The 18,006-nt window shown below is 48.6% G+C and carries 15 protein-coding genes; 8 read left to right on the top strand and 7 right to left on the bottom strand.

Going from position 1 to position 18,006, the window contains the following annotated elements:
- Positions 1 to 158 precede the first annotated feature (158 nt).
- Positions 159 to 845: a GntR family transcriptional regulator gene (locus tag L4D79_RS09675; protein ID WP_428650571.1), complete on the top strand. Its 687-nt coding sequence runs from the start codon at positions 159 to 161 to the stop codon at positions 843 to 845.
- A 65-nt stretch (positions 846 to 910) separates the two neighbouring features.
- Here the strand turns inward: L4D79_RS09675 and L4D79_RS09670 are convergent, their stop codons facing one another.
- Complete coding sequence (locus L4D79_RS09670; RefSeq protein WP_428650568.1) at positions 911 to 1,696, bottom strand: phytanoyl-CoA dioxygenase family protein; 786 nt, start codon at positions 1,694 to 1,696, stop codon at positions 911 to 913.
- Between the two features lie 183 nt (positions 1,697 to 1,879).
- Between L4D79_RS09670 and L4D79_RS09665 the strand changes: the two genes are divergently transcribed.
- Both L4D79_RS09665 and L4D79_RS09660 read left to right on the top strand, forming a co-directional pair.
- Positions 1,880 to 2,911 (top strand): NHL repeat-containing protein, encoded by a 1,032-nt coding sequence (locus L4D79_RS09665; protein ID WP_428650566.1) that lies wholly within the window; start codon positions 1,880 to 1,882, stop codon positions 2,909 to 2,911.
- Positions 2,912 to 3,120: 209 nt separating this feature from the next.
- The gene (locus L4D79_RS09660; protein WP_428650563.1) at positions 3,121 to 5,052 is read left to right on the top strand and encodes a PTS fructose transporter subunit IIABC; all 1,932 of its coding nucleotides are present in this window, start codon (positions 3,121 to 3,123) and stop codon (positions 5,050 to 5,052) included.
- A gap of 171 nt (positions 5,053 to 5,223) precedes the next feature.
- On the opposite strand, the gene L4D79_RS09655 is transcribed toward L4D79_RS09660, so the two are convergent.
- The 3 genes from L4D79_RS09655 to L4D79_RS09645 all read right to left on the bottom strand — a co-directional run bounded on the left by L4D79_RS09655 (position 5,224) and on the right by L4D79_RS09645 (position 10,412).
- Complete coding sequence (locus tag L4D79_RS09655; protein WP_428650560.1) at positions 5,224 to 5,721, bottom strand: hypothetical protein; 498 nt, start codon at positions 5,719 to 5,721, stop codon at positions 5,224 to 5,226.
- A gap of 399 nt (positions 5,722 to 6,120) precedes the next feature.
- Positions 6,121 to 8,271, bottom strand: coding sequence for a heparinase II/III domain-containing protein (locus L4D79_RS09650; RefSeq protein WP_428650558.1), 2,151 nt, complete (start codon positions 8,269 to 8,271; stop codon positions 6,121 to 6,123).
- Positions 8,271 to 10,412: a heparinase II/III domain-containing protein gene (locus tag L4D79_RS09645; RefSeq protein WP_428650555.1), complete on the bottom strand. Its 2,142-nt coding sequence runs from the start codon at positions 10,410 to 10,412 to the stop codon at positions 8,271 to 8,273. The genes L4D79_RS09650 and L4D79_RS09645 overlap by 1 nt, the downstream gene beginning before the upstream one ends.
- A 310-nt stretch (positions 10,413 to 10,722) precedes the next feature.
- Between L4D79_RS09645 and L4D79_RS09640 the strand changes: the two genes are divergently transcribed.
- From L4D79_RS09640 to L4D79_RS09625, 4 genes are all read left to right on the top strand, one after another.
- Positions 10,723 to 12,489, top strand: coding sequence for a sodium:solute symporter family protein (locus tag L4D79_RS09640; RefSeq protein ID WP_428650552.1), 1,767 nt, complete (start codon positions 10,723 to 10,725; stop codon positions 12,487 to 12,489).
- Between the two features lie 85 nt (positions 12,490 to 12,574).
- The gene (locus L4D79_RS09635; RefSeq protein ID WP_428650550.1) at positions 12,575 to 12,904 is read left to right on the top strand and encodes a cupin domain-containing protein; all 330 of its coding nucleotides are present in this window, start codon (positions 12,575 to 12,577) and stop codon (positions 12,902 to 12,904) included.
- A gap of 59 nt (positions 12,905 to 12,963) precedes the next feature.
- Positions 12,964 to 13,890 carry a 2-dehydro-3-deoxygluconokinase gene (gene kdgK / locus L4D79_RS09630; protein ID WP_428650547.1) on the top strand — a complete coding sequence of 309 codons (927 nt, stop codon included), beginning with the start codon at positions 12,964 to 12,966 and terminating at the stop codon, positions 13,888 to 13,890.
- Positions 13,891 to 13,913: 23 nt separating this feature from the next.
- Positions 13,914 to 14,537 carry a bifunctional 4-hydroxy-2-oxoglutarate aldolase/2-dehydro-3-deoxy-phosphogluconate aldolase gene (locus L4D79_RS09625; RefSeq protein WP_428650544.1) on the top strand — a complete coding sequence of 208 codons (624 nt, stop codon included), beginning with the start codon at positions 13,914 to 13,916 and terminating at the stop codon, positions 14,535 to 14,537.
- 170 nt (positions 14,538 to 14,707) lie between these two features.
- On the opposite strand, the gene L4D79_RS09620 is transcribed toward L4D79_RS09625, so the two are convergent.
- On the bottom strand, positions 14,708 to 14,890 hold the full coding sequence (locus L4D79_RS09620) for a hypothetical protein (RefSeq protein WP_428650541.1): 183 nt from the start codon (positions 14,888 to 14,890) through the stop codon (positions 14,708 to 14,710).
- 145 nt (positions 14,891 to 15,035) lie between these two features.
- Here L4D79_RS09620 and L4D79_RS09615 point away from each other — a divergent pair, with 145 nt between their 5' ends.
- On the top strand, positions 15,036 to 15,176 hold the full coding sequence (locus L4D79_RS09615) for a hypothetical protein (RefSeq protein WP_428650538.1): 141 nt from the start codon (positions 15,036 to 15,038) through the stop codon (positions 15,174 to 15,176).
- A 37-nt stretch (positions 15,177 to 15,213) separates the two neighbouring features.
- Here the strand turns inward: L4D79_RS09615 and L4D79_RS09610 are convergent, their stop codons facing one another.
- The gene (locus tag L4D79_RS09610) at positions 15,214 to 15,960 is read right to left on the bottom strand and encodes a 3'-5' exonuclease (RefSeq protein ID WP_428650535.1); all 747 of its coding nucleotides are present in this window, start codon (positions 15,958 to 15,960) and stop codon (positions 15,214 to 15,216) included.
- A gap of 23 nt (positions 15,961 to 15,983) precedes the next feature.
- Complete coding sequence (locus L4D79_RS09605; RefSeq protein ID WP_428650532.1) at positions 15,984 to 17,858, bottom strand: DUF294 nucleotidyltransferase-like domain-containing protein; 1,875 nt, start codon at positions 17,856 to 17,858, stop codon at positions 15,984 to 15,986.
- Between the last annotated feature and the right edge of the window lie 148 nt (positions 17,859 to 18,006).

Below are 18,006 nucleotides of genomic sequence, written 5' to 3'. Positions count from 1 at the left end.
CGCAAGAAATATTGACCACATCTATGTGGTTAGAGGGGCTTTTCTGGTAATATTTGAGTAATAGTTATCCGCTTATTACGCCAAGCCCTCCGAATATGTGTTAACAGGTTTCGGTTATGTAGGTAAAAAGGCACTACTCAAAAAGAAGTCGCTCATAGATGAAGTACATTGAAGTTTACCAAGCCATCAAGGCAGACATCGTTCAGGGGAACTACCCGGCATGGTCCCAGCTGGACGGTGAGCATGCGCTTTCTAGCCAATTCGGTGTCAGCAGACCCACGTTGCGCAAGGCGATTGAAAAACTAAAACAAGAGTCGTTTGTGCACTCTCGACAGGGTTCGGGCATTTTCGTCAACCCACCTGAGTTTTATCAGGACAATAACCTGACCAGTATTTCTGAGCGGATCAACAAAGACACAGATCTAAAGAACATCGTCTTAGAGTTCGGCCAGACGAAAGCCAGTGAGCTGTTGGCACAGAAATTTCGCCTTAAGGAAGGTGCCCCGCTATACCATTTCAAGCGAATGCGCATTATCAACAACGAGCCATCAATCCTTGAAGAAACCTGGATGCCCGTCGCCCTATTCCCGACTTTCACAGAAGCCCACTGCGAACAATCGGTACTGCATTTTGTCGAGCACAGTGCAGGACATAATATCAGCCATGATGCCAAAACTATTTCGGGTAAGTCACTCAACGAAAAAGAAGCTTTTTTACTTAGGGCGGAGCCTGGTCATATCAGCCTTTCTATCCACCACCATGTCTACCTGCTTCACTCTGTACTGGCGCAATACACGGTAGAAACCCTGGTATCCAACGAGCTCACAACTGTATCCATCCGCTGAAAAAAAACGTCGGTTTACCCAGTAAACCGACGCCTCTCCTTTATACCTTATAGAACAACATACAACTAGAAATCAGGTAGTTGGCAGACTTTATTGTTGGCAACATTCTCACCCCTAACGTGGTAAAGGCGGTGGGTCTCATTATCCGGGTGTGAATCATTCACTTTACAATCGAGTGATACATAACGCATGGTGTAGCCACAACGCCGTAGCGGGCTGGCATTGGCGAGTGCGCCATGGAAAATACGGCCATCATGGATAGAACACTCATTCGGATTCAGCTCGAAATACACAGCCTCCTGTTCATCAAAATAACGGTGGTGCAGCTCTGTCGAGAAGGTATGGGTTGCCTTATCAACATCAACATATTCGAACTTATCCTCCAGGACATGGGTTCCCGGGATCACCCTCATACACCCATTTTCCTTGCTCGAAGGATCGATCGCCAGCCAGATAGTCGCCAGCTTATCCATACGGTCAATCCGCCCTTCCCAGTATTTAGAATCTTCATGCCACGGGGTAATGCGGCCGGTAAAGGCCTCCTTGCAAATAAAATGGCTACTCCACAATCCGATGTTTGGGCCAATCAATGACTCAACGAGATCCAGCACAGGTTTGGCCGTCAAAAACTTGAATAGCCGAGGATCCGCGTAATGTGGACGGTTCAATTCGTCAGCACGCATATCACCTTTTGACGACAGCAAGGATTCAAAAATCTGCTGCAATTCAGCGAATTGCTGAGGATCAAGCAAAGGTTGCTTGTGCAATATAAATCCATCTTTTTGATATTGCTGTTGCAGTGAGGACACTTCAGGATGAACGGTTTGCTTTGTCGGCGTTAGCAGGGCCATGGCATTACTTCCTTATAGGCATAGAAGACAGGACTTTATTTTTGTATTTACAAATTATCGGCATTTGATATGTTGTGCAAGCGCTAATTTTGTTAATAAACATCGCACCATTCGAAACCAGCGCAGATAAACAGAATTTATCCAAATAAATACAACAACTTAAACAACAGGACGTTTGTTACCATGCCTCAAACTTCACCAAGCCATCACATTAACACCCCTTTTCGGCTCAACCAGCAATGGACACAGGTCCCCAAACACATCAAGATCGAAAACTGCCACGAGCTGGCGAGAAGCCAAGATGGCAGAATATTTCTATCGGTCGATCACCCGGACAACAACATCCTCATCTTTTCCGATTCAGGGGTTTTCCTTGAAAGCTGGACACTAGGCTATGATGGTTGCCATGGCCTGACCCTGTATGAAGTAGACGGGTGTGAATACTTGCTGATCACTCAAACGGGTGTGTTGGAGATAGACGGGATTGTCAGTAAAGGGTTAGGCGAAGTGGTGCAAACAACCCTTGATGGCAGGGTCGTTCGTCAGTTTTCCAACCCGTTTGAGCTGGGGATCTATCACGATGGGTTAACTTACAATCCGACCGAAACGTGCGTGGCTCCCAATGGCGATATCTATATTGCCGACGGTTATGGTGCCAGCTTCATTCATTGTTTCGCCTCTGATGGCAGCTACAAATTTTCCTTCGGCGGCACCGAAGGTGTACCAACCGACCACTCGCTTATCAACCCCCATGGCATCGCAATAGATCACAGGCCGACTGTCAATGGGGGCGATCCGCTACTGGTTATTTCATCCAGAAAGCAATCCTGCTTTAAGTTTTTCACCCTCGCCGGCGAGTTTGTCAAATCCATCCACCTGCCGGGCGTATACCCATGCCGAGCAGTGATCCATGAATCATTACTATACTGTGGAGTATGCTGGTCCGGCCCTGTAGTCAGCGACATTGATCTGGAAAACTATGCCAACCGGCGAGACAACAGCGGGTTCGTTCTCGCCATCGATGAACAGGGGCTAGTCAAACATGCTATCGGCGCCAAACCTCCCGTTTACATTGCTGGAGAACTGCAACCCATAGAGGCTATAGAAAGCTCTCCTTTCCACCATGTGCACGATGTTTTGCCATTGAGCTCCAACACATTATTAATTAGCCAATGGCGAGGAAAACAAACGCTCCCTTACGCAATATCGATTTAATCCGGATTTGACATGACAAATATACCAGCAATCAACTGTGACCTTTGTCATGTCACATCCGTTACTCAAGTCACATTTACTGAAACAGGCGGGCAGCCATTCGATAAATTTGATCTCTATCAATTTTAACCGGTAAGAGTATCACTAAGATGAATCTTAATTTGTAAATACATAAATCTTACCCCCTACTTTAAAAAGAGATCTGCACTATGATGAAAGAGATCCTGAATGCGCAGCTGATCAAGCTTGATTTAGCTGCCACTGACAAAGAAGCGGTATTCAACGAGCTTGCTGACGTGCTGGTCAACGCAGGCAAAGTATCTAATAAAGAAACCTTTGTTAAAGGCCTATGGGAGCGTGAAGAAACCGGCAACACCGGTTTCGAAGATGGTGTCGCCCTCCCTCATGCCAAAAGCAGTGCCGTGATATCCCCTGCTATTGCGGTCGGGGTAAGCAAAACCGGTATCGATTACGGTGCTGAGGATGGTGAGCCATCGAAAGTCTTCTTCATGATCGCTTCACCGGAAAAAGCCAGCGACTTCCACGTCGAGGTACTGGCTAGCCTATCATCGAAAATTATCGAACCTTCTTTCCTCGAAGATCTGCAAAATGCAACGTCAAGTGAAGAAGCACTGGCTCTGTTCACTACTGATGAAACAGCACAAGTCGCTGAACCTACTGGCAGGCAGGTCCCGTCCAAAGGCTTTATCATTGGTGTTACGGGCTGTCCGGTGGGGGTGGCTCACACTTATCTTGCTGCCGAGGCCATTGAAACTGCAGCCAGGGAGATGGGCTTCGACTATAAAGTGGAAACCAATGGCTCTGTCGGGGTGAAAAACGCACCAACCGCCGAAGAGATTGCCCGCGCCGACGCTATTGTGGTGGCCTGTGACAAGCAGGTTGACATGAACCGCTTTGCCGGCAAGAAAGTCGTTGTTACCGGCGTAAAAAAAGCCATCAAGAATGCTGAAACGCTTATCGAGCAAGCTTTAGTCGCACCGCCATTTGCTGGAGATGATAAAGCAAGCCAGGGCACCACCGCGGCTGCAGGCCCGGGTGGATCAGGCCGAGATCTCTACAAATACTTGATGAATGGTGTGTCTCACATGATCCCATTCGTCGTCGTCGGCGGTATTTTGATTGCGATTTCACTGGCGTTTGGCGGTGAAGCAACCCCAGGCGGCCTCGTCATCCCTGATGGCAGTTTGTGGAACAAAATTCTCGATGTCGGTGTCGTTGGCTTTACCCTGATGATCCCTATTCTTGCCGGTTATATTGCCTATGCTATTGCTGACAGACCGGGGCTTGCTCCGGGCATGATCGGAGGCTGGATTGCCAATAACGGCTCTTTTTACGATGCCGATGCAGGAACCGGCTTTATCGGTGCCATCATCGCAGGTCTGTTGGTGGGTTACTTCGTTAAATGGATTGTCAGCTTTAACTACAACAAGATGATCCAGCCGCTCGTGCCTATCATGATCGCTCCGATCACCGGCTCGCTGTTTATCGCCGCGGTATTTATCTTCATTATCGGTGCGCCTATTGCTGGCATTATGGAAACCATGAACACCGTACTTGCCAACCTGTCTACCGGTAACATCATCCTGATTGGCCTTGTGATTGGTTTGATGCAGGGGTTTGATATGGGTGGGCCATTCGGCAAGGTCGCCTTCCTATTCAGTGTTGGACTGATTGCCGAAGGCCAAACCCAGTTCATGGGAGCACAAGCTGCCGCCATTCCTGTTGCACCACTGGGCATGGCACTGGCCGCCTTCGTCGGCAGCCGCATGAAGCTGTTCGAAGGTGAAGAAGTCGAAAACGCCAAAGCCGCTACCGCGATGGGTCTGGTCGGTATCTCCGAGGGTGCCATCCCGTTTGCAGCCCGCGACCCGTTTGCCGTGATCCCTGCCAATATGATTGGTTCGGCGGTAGCTTGTATCCTCGGCTTTAGCTTTGGCCTAACCAGCAGCGTCGCTCACGGTGGACCGATTGTTGTCCTGCTGGGTGCCTTCAACAAACCGGTTCTGGCCCTTCTCGCAATGGCTATTGGTGCTGTCACTACTGCAGCTGTCGCCATTGCCCTTAAGAAGATGCGTTTTAACAAAGTAAAAAAGCAGCAAGCGGCGCTAGCTGCTAGCTAACTGTTAACCTAGCAAACGAAAGAGCGCCTTTCACGGCGCTCTTTTTTGTATAGATTCATCCCCTTTGCTATGCAACTTGAACCAAATCTAGCAACTCGAGTACTTTATTTTTCACTTGTTTCTTACCGAAAGATGGCGTTAACGGTCATCACAAATCCTTGCGGTTTTAAATTAATTATAGAGTAGTGAACCACCCGGCTGTGTTCCGCCCAGAGTGTGAAGGTGCGAGAACTTTTGGTGGGCGTGAGTAACATGGCTAAATTCCAGCATCCACTGTGCATTACGCTGCGCACTGCAAAACGCCGCCATGTGTGAATATAACTCCTCAACCTGCGCGCTGAGTATGCGTCTCACGCAGTCAATCAAGCCATGATTTTCTAACTGCAGGAATTGTAGTAGGGCATAGGTTTGATTGAGGATATGAAATGCCTCCTGATGCGAGCCGAGCTTATTGAGGATCTCGGAATAAGCAATACACGCATCACGCAATCCGCCAAGCAGGCAGGCGAACTGGCAGGGTTTGGTGCCTTCATGCTCAAGTGCAACATGAATATGGCCTGGCAAATAATTCAATACATCGTCATATAGCCGATGGGCTTCGGGCCAGTGCCCCTGCGCCATCAACTCTTCCGCTTTCAAATAACGTACCCAGCACTGTTCAAGATTCACAATACACACCCACAAAATCCCATTTGCTTAGAATATTAAATGCAATTGATTATCAATTGCAAGTGAGTGTTGAACAAAAAACAGGTAAAAAAAAGCGCTCCATCCTAGAGCGCTATTTAACAAGGCAAAGCTTAAGTTAGGAAGTAGATTGTTATAATAAGTCAGTCTCAGGGTAGCCACTTGAGGAACGGCTATCTCGATTGATGGACTTATTATAAAACCGGCCAGCTTGTAATACAATACCACAAGAGTACTGATATGCTAAAATCAGGAGTATCATCGCCACAATGTGATCCAGTTCCTATTTGTAACCCGCCCATCTATTCCACATAAGCATTCATAAAAGAGAGCCCTGATACATCACGGTATCAGGGCTTTTATCTGCTGATTTAATATTTGTTATAGTTGTGCGTATGAGCCTTCCCAACTGAAGGTCTCACCGGCAAAGCTCACTTCATGCTTGCCATCTTGTCGGCCGCCAGTTTGGTTTGATACGGCATACGTCAGCACCTGACCCTCAACAAGGTGCAGGCGAACAACAGAAGCCACATCATCCATACCCACCACTTCAACACGGGCTACCTTACCGCGGGCATCAACCGATGCTTCTACCGCTTCGTTGAAGTAACCGTGCGTTTCCAGCACGTTGACGAAAAGGTGAGATTTCGCTTTCTGGCGCAATACGAACATTGGCTCAGAGCGTAGGTTGAAATCAGGATCATTCGCACCAAGGCGGCCGAAGATCACTTCACCCTTATCACCCGCCGAGCTCACTAAACTGTAGTAGCTGTTGTCATGCAACCAGCTAACTAGCGTACTACCTGATACTTCGCCTTGAGCAACTTGCCAGATATGCTGGTAACCATCGCTTTCACCCATTGGCTTCAAGCTAGCATTTGCCTGGTAGTCGAAGTCGGTACGGATGATCTGACCTGTGTGGTGTACAGGGAAGTCATACTCGTGCTCGTCTTCAGAGATCAGACGGTATAGATCGATAACCAATGGGTTCTCGATACCATCCACTTTTGCCAGCAATACGCTACGCTGCATATCAACACCAGCGTAGTATTCGCGTACGATGCCGCTCATGCCTTGGAAGTCTTCATTGTCAGTCTTGAAGAAGTGCAGTTCACCGTTACGCGATTCAGCCATTGCCGTGTTGAATTCGTTCTGGGTCTTGCGATCAACAACAACGGTGTTGTGGGCGATAGTTTGCTTACAGTAGCTCTTGTTCTCTGGAATGTAGCGGCCACCGAATTTAGGCTCAACATTTACCCAGCGACCGAAACCGTAGTCATGCAGGGTTTCGTGACCTTTATTGAATATACTGAGGTGCAAGCCATCATAGTGGCCGTGATCCAGCGCCGAGTGATACTGGTGATCAGAGCCGTGCTGACCGAACCATAGCAACGCCATGGTGTCTTGGTCTTTGCTGTCACGGTGACGCATGATAGTCAGGCCACCCTTGTCGCCTTTAGGGCCATCAGTGACAAACAGGCTACCCCAGTTAAATGCAGGGATATTTTCTTCTTTCGCGACCGCGTCAGACAGTTTCTTACCAGAGATATGTACCCACACATCTTTCTGGTGAGCAGCCATGGCCAATAGGTTGGCGTCTTCTTCGTAACGACCGAAACAAGCACTTGTCGTGATCAGAACACCTTCGTCATTGATGTCGATGGTCTTAGACGAGTCGTTCAAAGCTGGTAGCGTGCCGTCAGGGAAGGCCGTTGACATTACTGCATAGCTGGTCGTTTTAATTACACCGTCTTTGTGAGCGAAAATACCCACTTCTGGCTGACGACGCTCAATCGCTTCAGCAAACAGTTGAATTGGACGCAATGAGAAGCGGTGGTAATAAGGGCCTTCCATGTAGTAGCCGTCTGGCGAGAACAGCTGGGAAAGCTGAGCCAGGAAACCACCGCTTACGCTATCGCCTTTCAGGCCGTAAAGCGCCTTATCAACGATGTCTTGGTTCTGGATGGCATAACCACAGATACCCACGCCGGCAACCGCCCAAAGGCCGTGGTTATGGATGATGTCGAAGTCGTGGGCGTAAGTATCAACAAACATATCAGCCATGATCTGGAACAGATCGTTTTCGATCAGGCGACGCTCGTCGTCAGACAGCGTGTGGTGGATGCAGCTGTACGCACAAGACGCATACAGCATCCACATGTTCTCGTTCAGTGTCTGGTGGAAGATACGGCCAGGGTGGTTACTGTCGAGGCTGACGTTCAGCTCCAGCTTAGGGTAAACGTCTGCATACGCTACCAGCAGGTTGCGGATGTAATCGCGGTACGCTTCGTTCTCGGTGATCAAGTACAAACGGCCAGCAATGTCCATATGGATGTAGTTTTGCTTATGGCGGTTATGCTCATAACCCCCTCCCTCGCCGTGGCCAGGTACTTCAACACCAACCGTTGCGATGTAGTCTTCCAGTTTTGCAATGTCACGGGCCAGTGCATTGCCCATCAGGGTATCTTTACCCAGATCTTCACGAAGGATAGCGGCTTCGTCGAAGCTCATCAGTAGTGGTTGATACGTCATTATTTCGTCTCCTGCTCAACAGCAAGGAATCCTTTCCAGCTATAAGTCTTGTCATTAATGATAATTCGATGTTCGGTCGTGTCGGTCACATTCGGCTGGTTGCTCACCATGACGGTGAAGCGGATACCTTCCCCTTCAATCGCAACCACCGAGCCTGTCTCGTTGTGAGCCAGAACGTCAATCTTGTTTAGTGCGCCACGGGCATCTACCGAGGCTTCTATCGCTTCATTGAAGTAACCATGGGTCTCCAATGCAGAGGCGAACAGCAAATCTTTGCCCGTGGTTCGCATAATAAAACTGGTTTCGTGGCGCAGGTTAAACTGCGGGTCATTGGCCCCGGTCTGGGTAAAAATCACCTCATTGTCAGTGCTTGAGCTGGTGCCAAGCCAGGTGTAGTAACTGTTGCCCTGCAACCAACTGACCAAGGCACTGTCACCCGCTTCGCCACGGGCAAGGTTCCACAGGTGCTGGTACCCATAATCATCACCCAACGGATGTAACTCGGCATTGGTCTTGTATTCAAAGTCAGTACGGATGATCTGGCCTTGATACTGGTGTGCATAGTCGTACTGGTGCGGTTTGTCGCTGGTCAGGCGGTACAGATCAATCAACAATGGGCTTTCCAGCTGATCCGATTTCAGCAGCATTACAGTGCGCTGCATCCCCACCTCAGGGTAATGCTCATCAGCAAAGGCACTCATCGCCTGGAGCTCAGTCCCTTCGCCCATGAAGAAATGCGGTTTACCGTGAACGCAATCAGCACGTTCAATATCAAATTGGTTCTGACAGCCTTCATCCACCGTCACGCCATTATGGTTAATCGTCTGGCGGGCGTAACTCTTGTTCTCATCGAGGTAACGGCCACCAAACTTCGGCTCGATATTCACCCAACGGGCAAAACCGTATTCGCGCAGAACTTCTTGGCCACGGCTATAAAACGCAATACCCAAACTATCAAAATGGCCATGCCCCATACCGTGCTGGCCATAATTCATCGAAAGCTGACAAATGTCTTGGTCATTGCCCTGCATACGAAGGAAGCCTTGCGCACCACATGTTCCGTCAGGGCCTTCGTTCAACTCTACGCTTGGCCAGAAAGGCGGGGCAATATTGGCTTCAGCATCACATGCTTCAGATAACGCCTGACCACATGGATGCATCCAAACCTGTTCTTGGATTTTAGCCATGCCAAGCAGGTTCTGATCAAAGCCGTAACGCTTGAAGACCATGCTCACCGCAACCACAACGCCCATATCGGTAATGCCCATGGATTTGGATGCATCATTCAATGCGGGGAATAAGCCGTTCGGGTAAGCGGTCGCCAGCAACGCTTGCGTCGTCTGTTTGATCACTTGCCCTTTGTAGTTGTAGATATCCAACTCAGGCATATGGCGGTGCAGTACCTCAGCAAAAACCGCCAGTGGACGAATGGCAAAGCGGTGATAATACGGCCCTTCAATATAGTAGCCCGATGGCGAAAATAGACCCGAAAGTTGAGCCAGGAAGCCACCGGTCTTGCCGTCACCTTCTAACCCATGCACAGCCATCTCAAGATATTTTCGCTCGCCGATGGCAAGCCCGCAGATCCCCGCGGCGGCAACAGCCCAAATGCCATGGTTATGAATGCGGTCAAAATCAAAGTCATACGTCTCAGTGGCAACGTGCAGCATCGGCTTGAACAAATTCTCAACAATGTGCCCACGCTGCGAGTCAGAAAGCCAAGCACTGATACATGAATAGCCTAAACTTGCATACATAAGCCACATGTGCTCATTGAGCATTTGGTGAAACAGGCGACCAGGAGGATTAGTGTTGCGTTGAATATGGAAATCGAGCTGTAAGTATTTGTCAGCATATTGGGTTAACAATTGCCCCGCATACTCTGCATAGCGCTCATCTTTAGTGATCAGGAACAAACGGCCCGCGAGATTAATGTATTGGTAGTTTTGCCTATGCTTATTATGTTCATAACCACCGGCTTCACTTTGCCCAGGCACATCCATGGGCAACGCCATATATTGCTCAAGCTCAGCCTGCAGCTTGGCAATCGTTTTGCCCATTAACGATGAACTGCCGATTTCTTTATGCAAATCAGCAACTTCATCACGAGTGAATAACACTGGCAGTGTTGTTGTGTTCATATTGACCTCTAGGTAAGAGCGTATACCGCACCTCTTCAACACACATAAAATAATACAATTGAGTTTTTGTTTCACTACCATTTTGAAAAAACACGACAGCAGTCACATTTCAACCGCCTTGTTGACCCGTGTCGATAGCAACAACTAAGTGATTGTTTTTATTTAAATTTAATATTTCCACAAGGGTTCTAAACAATGAGGCACGTAAAAATAAATATGATGACGGTCACGAAAATAACCAACTTGTATTACAATATAACTTTTCAGTTATTACACTAGCGCCAATTCGATAAACTTAAGGCTGAAAAAGATGACCATTGATACTTTCGTAGTTCTGGCCTATTTCCTATTTCTCATTGCTATTGGGTGGATGTTTAGAAAATTCACCACCTCTACCAGTGATTACTTCAGGGGGGGAGGCAAGATGTTATGGTGGATGGTAGGTGCTACCGCCTTCATGACTCAATTTTCAGCATGGACGTTCACTGGTGCAGCAGGGAAAGCATTTACAGATGGATTCGCCGTAGTTATTTTGTTCTTAGCAAATGCTTTCGGTTATTTCCTCAACTATCTGTATTTCGCACCAAAATTCCGTCAGCTACGCGTGGTGACAGCGATTGATGCCATCCGTATGCGTTTTGGTAAAACCACAGAGCAATTCTTCACTTGGGGGAGCATGCCTGACAGCCTGATTTCAGCAGGTGTTTGGTTAAACGGCCTGGCAATATTCGTTGCCGCTGTATTCAATATCCCAATGGAAGCAACCATTGTCTTCACGGGTATCGTCCTGATGGCGATGGCGGTAACAGGTGGCTCTTGGGCGGTTATCGCCTCTGACTTCATGCAGATGCTGGTGATCATGGCGGTAACAATCACCTGTGCGATTGCAGCGTACTTCCACGGTGGTGGTATTGGTAACATTGTTGACAACTTCCAGGGTAACTTCCTGATTGGTAACAACCTAAACTACATCAGTATCTTTATCCTTTGGGTAGTATTCATCTTTGTTAAGCAGTTCGGTGTGATGAACAACGGCATCAATGCTTACCGCTACCTTGCAGCGAAAGACAGTGAAAATGCGCGTAAGGCGGCCGGTCTTGCTTGTATCCTGATGGTTGTAGGCCCAATTATCTGGTTCCTTCCACCATGGTACGTAAGTGCATTCATGCCTGACTTTGCAGCACAGTACGCATCAATGGGTGACAAAGCCGGTGATGCCGCTTACCTTGCTTTTGTACAGAATGTAATGCCTGCAGGTATGGTTGGTCTACTCATGTCTGCCATGTTCGCTGCAACCATGTCTTCAATGGATTCAGGCCTGAACCGTAACGCGGGTATTTTTGTTTGTAACTTCTACCAACCAATCTTCCGACCGCATGCAAACCAGAAAGAACTAATCATCGTTAGTAAGCTGACAACCATTATGATGGGCTTCATCATCATTGCGATTGGTTTGTTCATTAACTCGCTACGCCACCTGAGCCTGTTCGACATTGTACTGAACATTGGTGCGCTAATTGGCTTCCCAATGCTTATCCCTGTCCTGCTGGGTATGTGGATTCGCAAGACCCCTGACTGGGCGGGTTGGTCGACGCTAATCGTTGGTGGTGTTGTTTCTTTCATCTTCGGTATTGCACTGAAAGCACACCACGTCGAAAGCCTATTCGGTCTAGAACAACCGCTAACGGGCCGTGAGTGGAGTGACCTAGTGGTTGGCCTAAGCCTAGCAGCACACGTTGTGTTCACCGGTGGTTGGTTCATCATGAGCAAATTCTTCTACAAGGGTCTAACCGTTGAGCGTGAGAAAGAAGTCGAGAAACTATTTGAAAACTGGAATACCCCACTTGTTTCTGGTGGTGACGAGCAGCAATCACTAGATACTGCGCAGCGTTCAATGCTGGGTAACCTAATCAGTGTTGCTGGCTTTGGTATTCTGGCAATGGCCCTGATTCCAAATGACCCATCAGGCCGTGGACTGTTTATTTTGTGTGGCTCTATCGTACTAACGGTCGGTATCCTGCTGGTGAGTGCTTCTCGAAAAAAGCCTGACGCCGCAGCCGAGACGAGTGCGGCTTAACCAATAACAACAGCAAAGGCTGAGCCTTTGTGCCCTATTTTAAATTGTCATATTTTAATACATTATTTTTCGGGAGAATCACACAATGTTTTTCGAGATCAACAACAACGAATGGGAAGACCTAGGCGATGGCATCAAGCGTAAAATCGTTGGCCACACTGAAGATCTAATGGCAGTACACCTAGAGTTCGCAAAAGGTGCTATCGGCCACCCTCACGCTCACGATATCCATGACCAGATTGGCTATGTGGTTGAAGGTAGCTTCGAAGCAGAAGTTGACGGTGAGAAACGCGTACTGAAAAAAGGCGACGCGTACATCGCTGCGAAACTCGCGGTTCACGGTGCAGTCGCACTGGAAGAAGGCAGCATCCTTCTAGACATGTTCTCACCTGTTCGTCAGGACTTTTTGCAGTAATTACCTTGATGTGAAGGGCTGCCCAATACGCCCTTCACATCCCTTTTTCCGGAGTATGTATGGCTACAATGAACATTGCCATTCTTGGCGAGTGCATGATTGAACTGCAGCAAGCCAATGACCAACTAACCCGTAACTTTGGTGGCGATACCCTAAACACTGCGGTATACCTGTCTCGTCTGACCCAGGACAAGGACATCAACACCACCTACGTAACTGCCCTAGGTAACGACAGCTTCAGTGATGAAATGTTGGCAGCTTGGAACAAGGAAGGGATCAATACTGATTTGGTGCTACGCCTAGAAGGAAAACTGCCTGGTCTTTACTACATCGAAACCGACAGCACTGGCGAGCGAAGCTTCCACTACTGGCGTAACGATGCGGCAGCAAAATACTTGCTTGAGCAGCAGCAAAGCACCGAACTGCTGAACAACCTGATGGCTTTTGACGCGATTTACCTCAGTGGTATCAGCCTAGCTATCCTGACGGCAGCAAGCCGCGAACAGCTATTTACTTTCTTGGAAGATTTCAAAGGCAAAGGTGGCAAGGTGTTGTTCGACAACAACTACCGTCCAAAGCTTTGGGCTTGTGTAAAAGAAGCACAGGATGCCTACCTTCGCATGCTATCCCTAACCGACATAGCACTGCTAACTTTCGAAGACGACCAGCTACTGTTCGGCGATGAGACGCTAGAAGAGTGCATCGAACGTACTCAAGGTGCCGGCGTTACCGAAATCGCTATCAAGCGCGGTAAAGATGCCTGCCTTGTTGTCACCGCAGAACAAAATGTATTCGTACCTGCACTCGTTGCCGACAAGGTTGTCGACACCACAGCGGCAGGTGACTCATTCAGCGGTGGCTACCTAGCCAAGCGTTTCACCGGCGGTTCAGCAACCCAAGCGGCCCATGCAGGCCACCAGATTGCCTCAACGGTTATTCAATACCGCGGTGCAGTGATCCCTGCCGACGCGATGCCAACGATTTAACACACTGAGTGAGAAAAAGAATTATGAGCAACCTAAACGACAAACTAGCGGCACTGAAAGTCATCCCTGTCATTGCGATCAAAAACGCTGAAGACGCGATTCCTCTAGGCAAAGCCCTGGTAGATAACGGTATGCCTTGTGCTGAAATTACTTTCCGCACAGAAGCCGCGGTTCAGGCTATCCGCAACATGCGTAAAGAATTTCCAGAAATGCTAATCGGCGCAGGTACGGTTCTGACTAAAGAGCAAGTTGACGAAGCTATCGATGCGGGTGTTGACTTCATCGTAAGCCCTGGCTTCAACCCAACAACGGTTAAATACTGTCAGGAAAAAGGCGTTGCTATTGTTCCTGGAGTTAACAACCCAAGCCTAGTAGAACAAGCAATGGAAATGGGTCTACGTACCCTTAAGTTCTTCCCTGCTGAACCTTCTGGCGGTGTTTCAATGCTTAAAGCACTGACTGCAGTATACCCAGTTAAATTCATGCCAACAGGCGGTGTTAGCCTAAACAATATCGACGACTACCTAGCCGTACCTTCTGTACTGGCTTGTGGTGGTACGTGGATGGTTCCAGGCAACCTCATTGACAACAAGCAGTGGGATGAGCTTGGCCTGCTCGTGAAAGATGCTGTAGCCAAAGTGCAGTAATTGTTTTACCCCCGATGAATTTTCTGATCTTAGTCGATTATTTTTGATTTTTTGAATTTGTAACCAAAGTTACGACATTAACGGATCCTTTTGCCCCAGCCATGTGCTGGGGCTTTTTTTATCCAGAAAAAGGCAGGTAATCTGATACACCAACTAAATCATATTCAGCTTTAGCTAACAGGCGGGCGGGGATAGTGATATATCTGGGGCGGTGGCCTGTTCATCATCTCCGAGGTGCGGTAAAGCTCCATATATTGACGGTTGATAGGCGGCTCGGCATAACTGCGGGTAAACATACTGCTTTGACAACCAGCAAGCGCCAGCAAAGCACCAGCCATCACAAGTGTCTGCACTCTTAACCCGATGCTCCCCCTTATCTGACATGCCATCAGTTGTTCTCACTCTGCGGATCACATCTTAACTATAAGTCAGAATCTCACTTTCTGAAGAGCGCAGGGAAACAGCCTATATTGAAAGGTAGTGAATGGAGGAACCTCCATGACGACGTTCTTGATTATTGTCTCTGCCTATTACCTACTGACTACCAAAACTCGCTTTTTTACACGACGCACCAAGGCAGTAATAGGTGTGTTATGTCTGCTCATCCTGATTATTGCTTACAGCATCTATAGCGCTTAAATGTCACAAGGGCCACGAATGGCCCCTGCCAAAATATTTATTTACTTACCGTCAATTCATAGTGGTGCATGTCATACACCTCTTCCAGCCTTGGTGAAGCCTGTCCAAAACACTTGGTCATCAGCGCCAACAACAACTCACCGGTGGCTACCGCATCAATCAAGGCACCATGGCTAGGGTACTCCGGCAGGCCATAGCGCTGGCGGATAGAAGACAGCCGGTAATCACCCTCTTCTCGCATATGACGATTGGTCACCAGCATTTTTTCAATTAACAAAGTATCAATCCATAGCAGTGGCGGCATAGTGATCCCGAAGCGGTTTTGCATGTAGTGCTCGAGGAAAGACTTTTCAACCGTTAGCCCATGGACTAGCACAATCTTGCCTGACATCTTGGCAAACAAGGCTGCTATCGCCTCATCCAACGCTTGACCGGAAGTCAGCATTTCAGGGGTAATTTGATTGATGATCGCCGATTGGGCATTGATACCGCTGCTGTCTTTGATATAGGTTTCTTCACAGCTGCTCAGGTTAAGCATCCCCTTTTGCAGCTCGACATAACCAATGCTCAAGATCTGATCGGTGTCGGGGTTCAGCCCTGTCGTTTCAAAGTCGAGGCACAGAATATCAAGCTCAAACAACGAGGCATCCGGTGCAGGCAGTTCAGTGCTGTGCAGCAGGGCAAGCCGCTCTAACGAAGGATGAGAAGAATGAGCATCTCGCCATTTTGCCTTGGCTCTGGCTAAACGGTTCAGTGGTTTAAAATACGACAGCATGCGTTTCATTATTCTATTTTTCCCAACTGTCCTTAGGCTTGGCCGAAGCGCAGCTTCACTGCATCCTGATGTTCAGCAATGATCCGGAATGCATCTTTAAGGTGCTTACGCTCAAAGCTGCCGAACATATCTGGTGAAATGTGATTATCCGGCACTTCACCTTTCTTGAGAGCCTGAAGCTGATGGCTATAGCGTACCCGGGTAATGAAACGGTAGGCACCAATAATATCCTTGAGGCTTTCTTCACTCAGGCTACCGTGATCAAAAGCATACTGGAAGCGCTCCTCGGTACCGGTCAGGGTACAACCGACCGACAAACTATAGATCCGTGCCAAATCGACGATTAGGTTCAGAGCATATTTCTTGATATTGAGGGTATGGCTCTGATCGCCATTTTTCTCCAACACGAACTTATTAAAGATCCCGAGCGGTGGGTGGGTAGCAACGGTATCCTTGGCCAAAATACTCAAAAAACTACTGTTCTCGCCCAGCAGACTCATCAGGTGCGCTTGCAGCTCTTCCGAGAACTCAGCTTGACCATGGATAGCCCTGACTTCCAAGAAGACCGTGATGTTGAGCAGACGTTCATACTCCGGATTTTCCGCCCACTTCGAGTAGTATGTCTTCCACACAGACAAAGGCTGGCACCACTTCTGAACCGATGCCATGTAGTTACCGCTACACAAACTATAACCGCAGGCATCCATCCACTTGCAGACATCCATCGCCAGTAACTTGAAGTACATCCGCTGGTCGTCAGTCACGTCATCAGACAAGATAATCGCATTGTCCTGATCGGACAGGGCATGGACCTCGTTGCGGGCATGAGAGCCCGCAACTACCCAGGCATATTCACACGGTGGCGGCCCCATCTTGGCCTCCACCAGTTGCAAAATGCGGCGATTGAACGTATCCATAATCATCGCCATCACCTGACCGATGATCTCCGAGCCAACATTACCCTCAATCAAAGCTTCAAAAATCGCCTGCCGCTCGGGTGCCAATTCAACCAAGCCTTCCAGCGAATCGGTATAGTTGATTTTCTCAATTAGAAAGATCGCCTGTACCCGGTGTTTTTGCACCAGATGTGTCGTCGACAAGACCCCAACCACTTGCCCATCTTTGACAACGGGCAAGCTGCGGACATTATGCTGCATCATCAAGGAGGCCGCTTTCATGACCAAGTCATCCGGTGCAACTGTAAGTGGGTTCGGTGTCATCACCTCACTGATCGGCAGATCAGGGTTCACGCATTTTGCCAGTACCCGCTTGGCCAAATCACGGTCGGTCATTACGCCGGCAATCTTATTACCGTCTTTTACGACAGCCAGTGGCGACGGGGTCTCTACCGTCATCTTGTAAGCCGTCTGCTGAATCGACAACGTTGCCGGTACCACGGTCACCCTTTCATTGGCCACTTCTGCCACCGTTTTGAAGAACAAGCCCTTTTCATCATCCGACCACACCACACTCAAGGCTGATTGAATGCGAACCTGCGCTTGGGCAGCAAAATGCTGGGCGTACTCCGGATAAGAGCGCAAAATATGCTTGAGCTTGCCATGGGGGATCAAATAGAGCAGAGAATTCTCCATAGCTGTTGCCGTATAGGCCATCTCAGCTTTACTGCTGTCCCCTTCCGTCTGCAGAAAGCTGAAACCAAAGATATCTTGTTCTCCCAACTTCGCCCGCAACACGCCATCAGATTTGCGCTGCTCCATCGCACCGGAGCGAATAATATAGAGGTAGCACTCTTCCTGTTCGGTAGAGAAAGCGATGCGCTCCCCTTGCCCTAGGTAGTTGATTTTAATGCAACCCGCAATTTTTTCGAGGCAGCCCTGAGGCAGCTTGTCGAATGGATCGACATGGGTCAGAAACTCAATTATGTTCGGCAGCAAGGTGTGAGACATGGGCAATATCCGGTTGGGAGAAAAGATCGTACGGAGTCAATCCGAACATAAGCAAGCTATAGGGAATATAATAATACAATTAAGCTTATTTCGGAAATGCAAGTCCATGCCGTGCGTAGCTCTACGTCACGGATCACAGCAAAGACTG

The organism is Photobacterium satsumensis (assembly GCF_050336935.1).
GTDB lineage: Bacteria > Pseudomonadota > Gammaproteobacteria > Enterobacterales > Vibrionaceae > Photobacterium > Photobacterium satsumensis.
The sequence above is the reverse complement of the archived record's forward strand: the minus strand, read 5'-3'. Positions and strand labels throughout refer to the sequence as shown.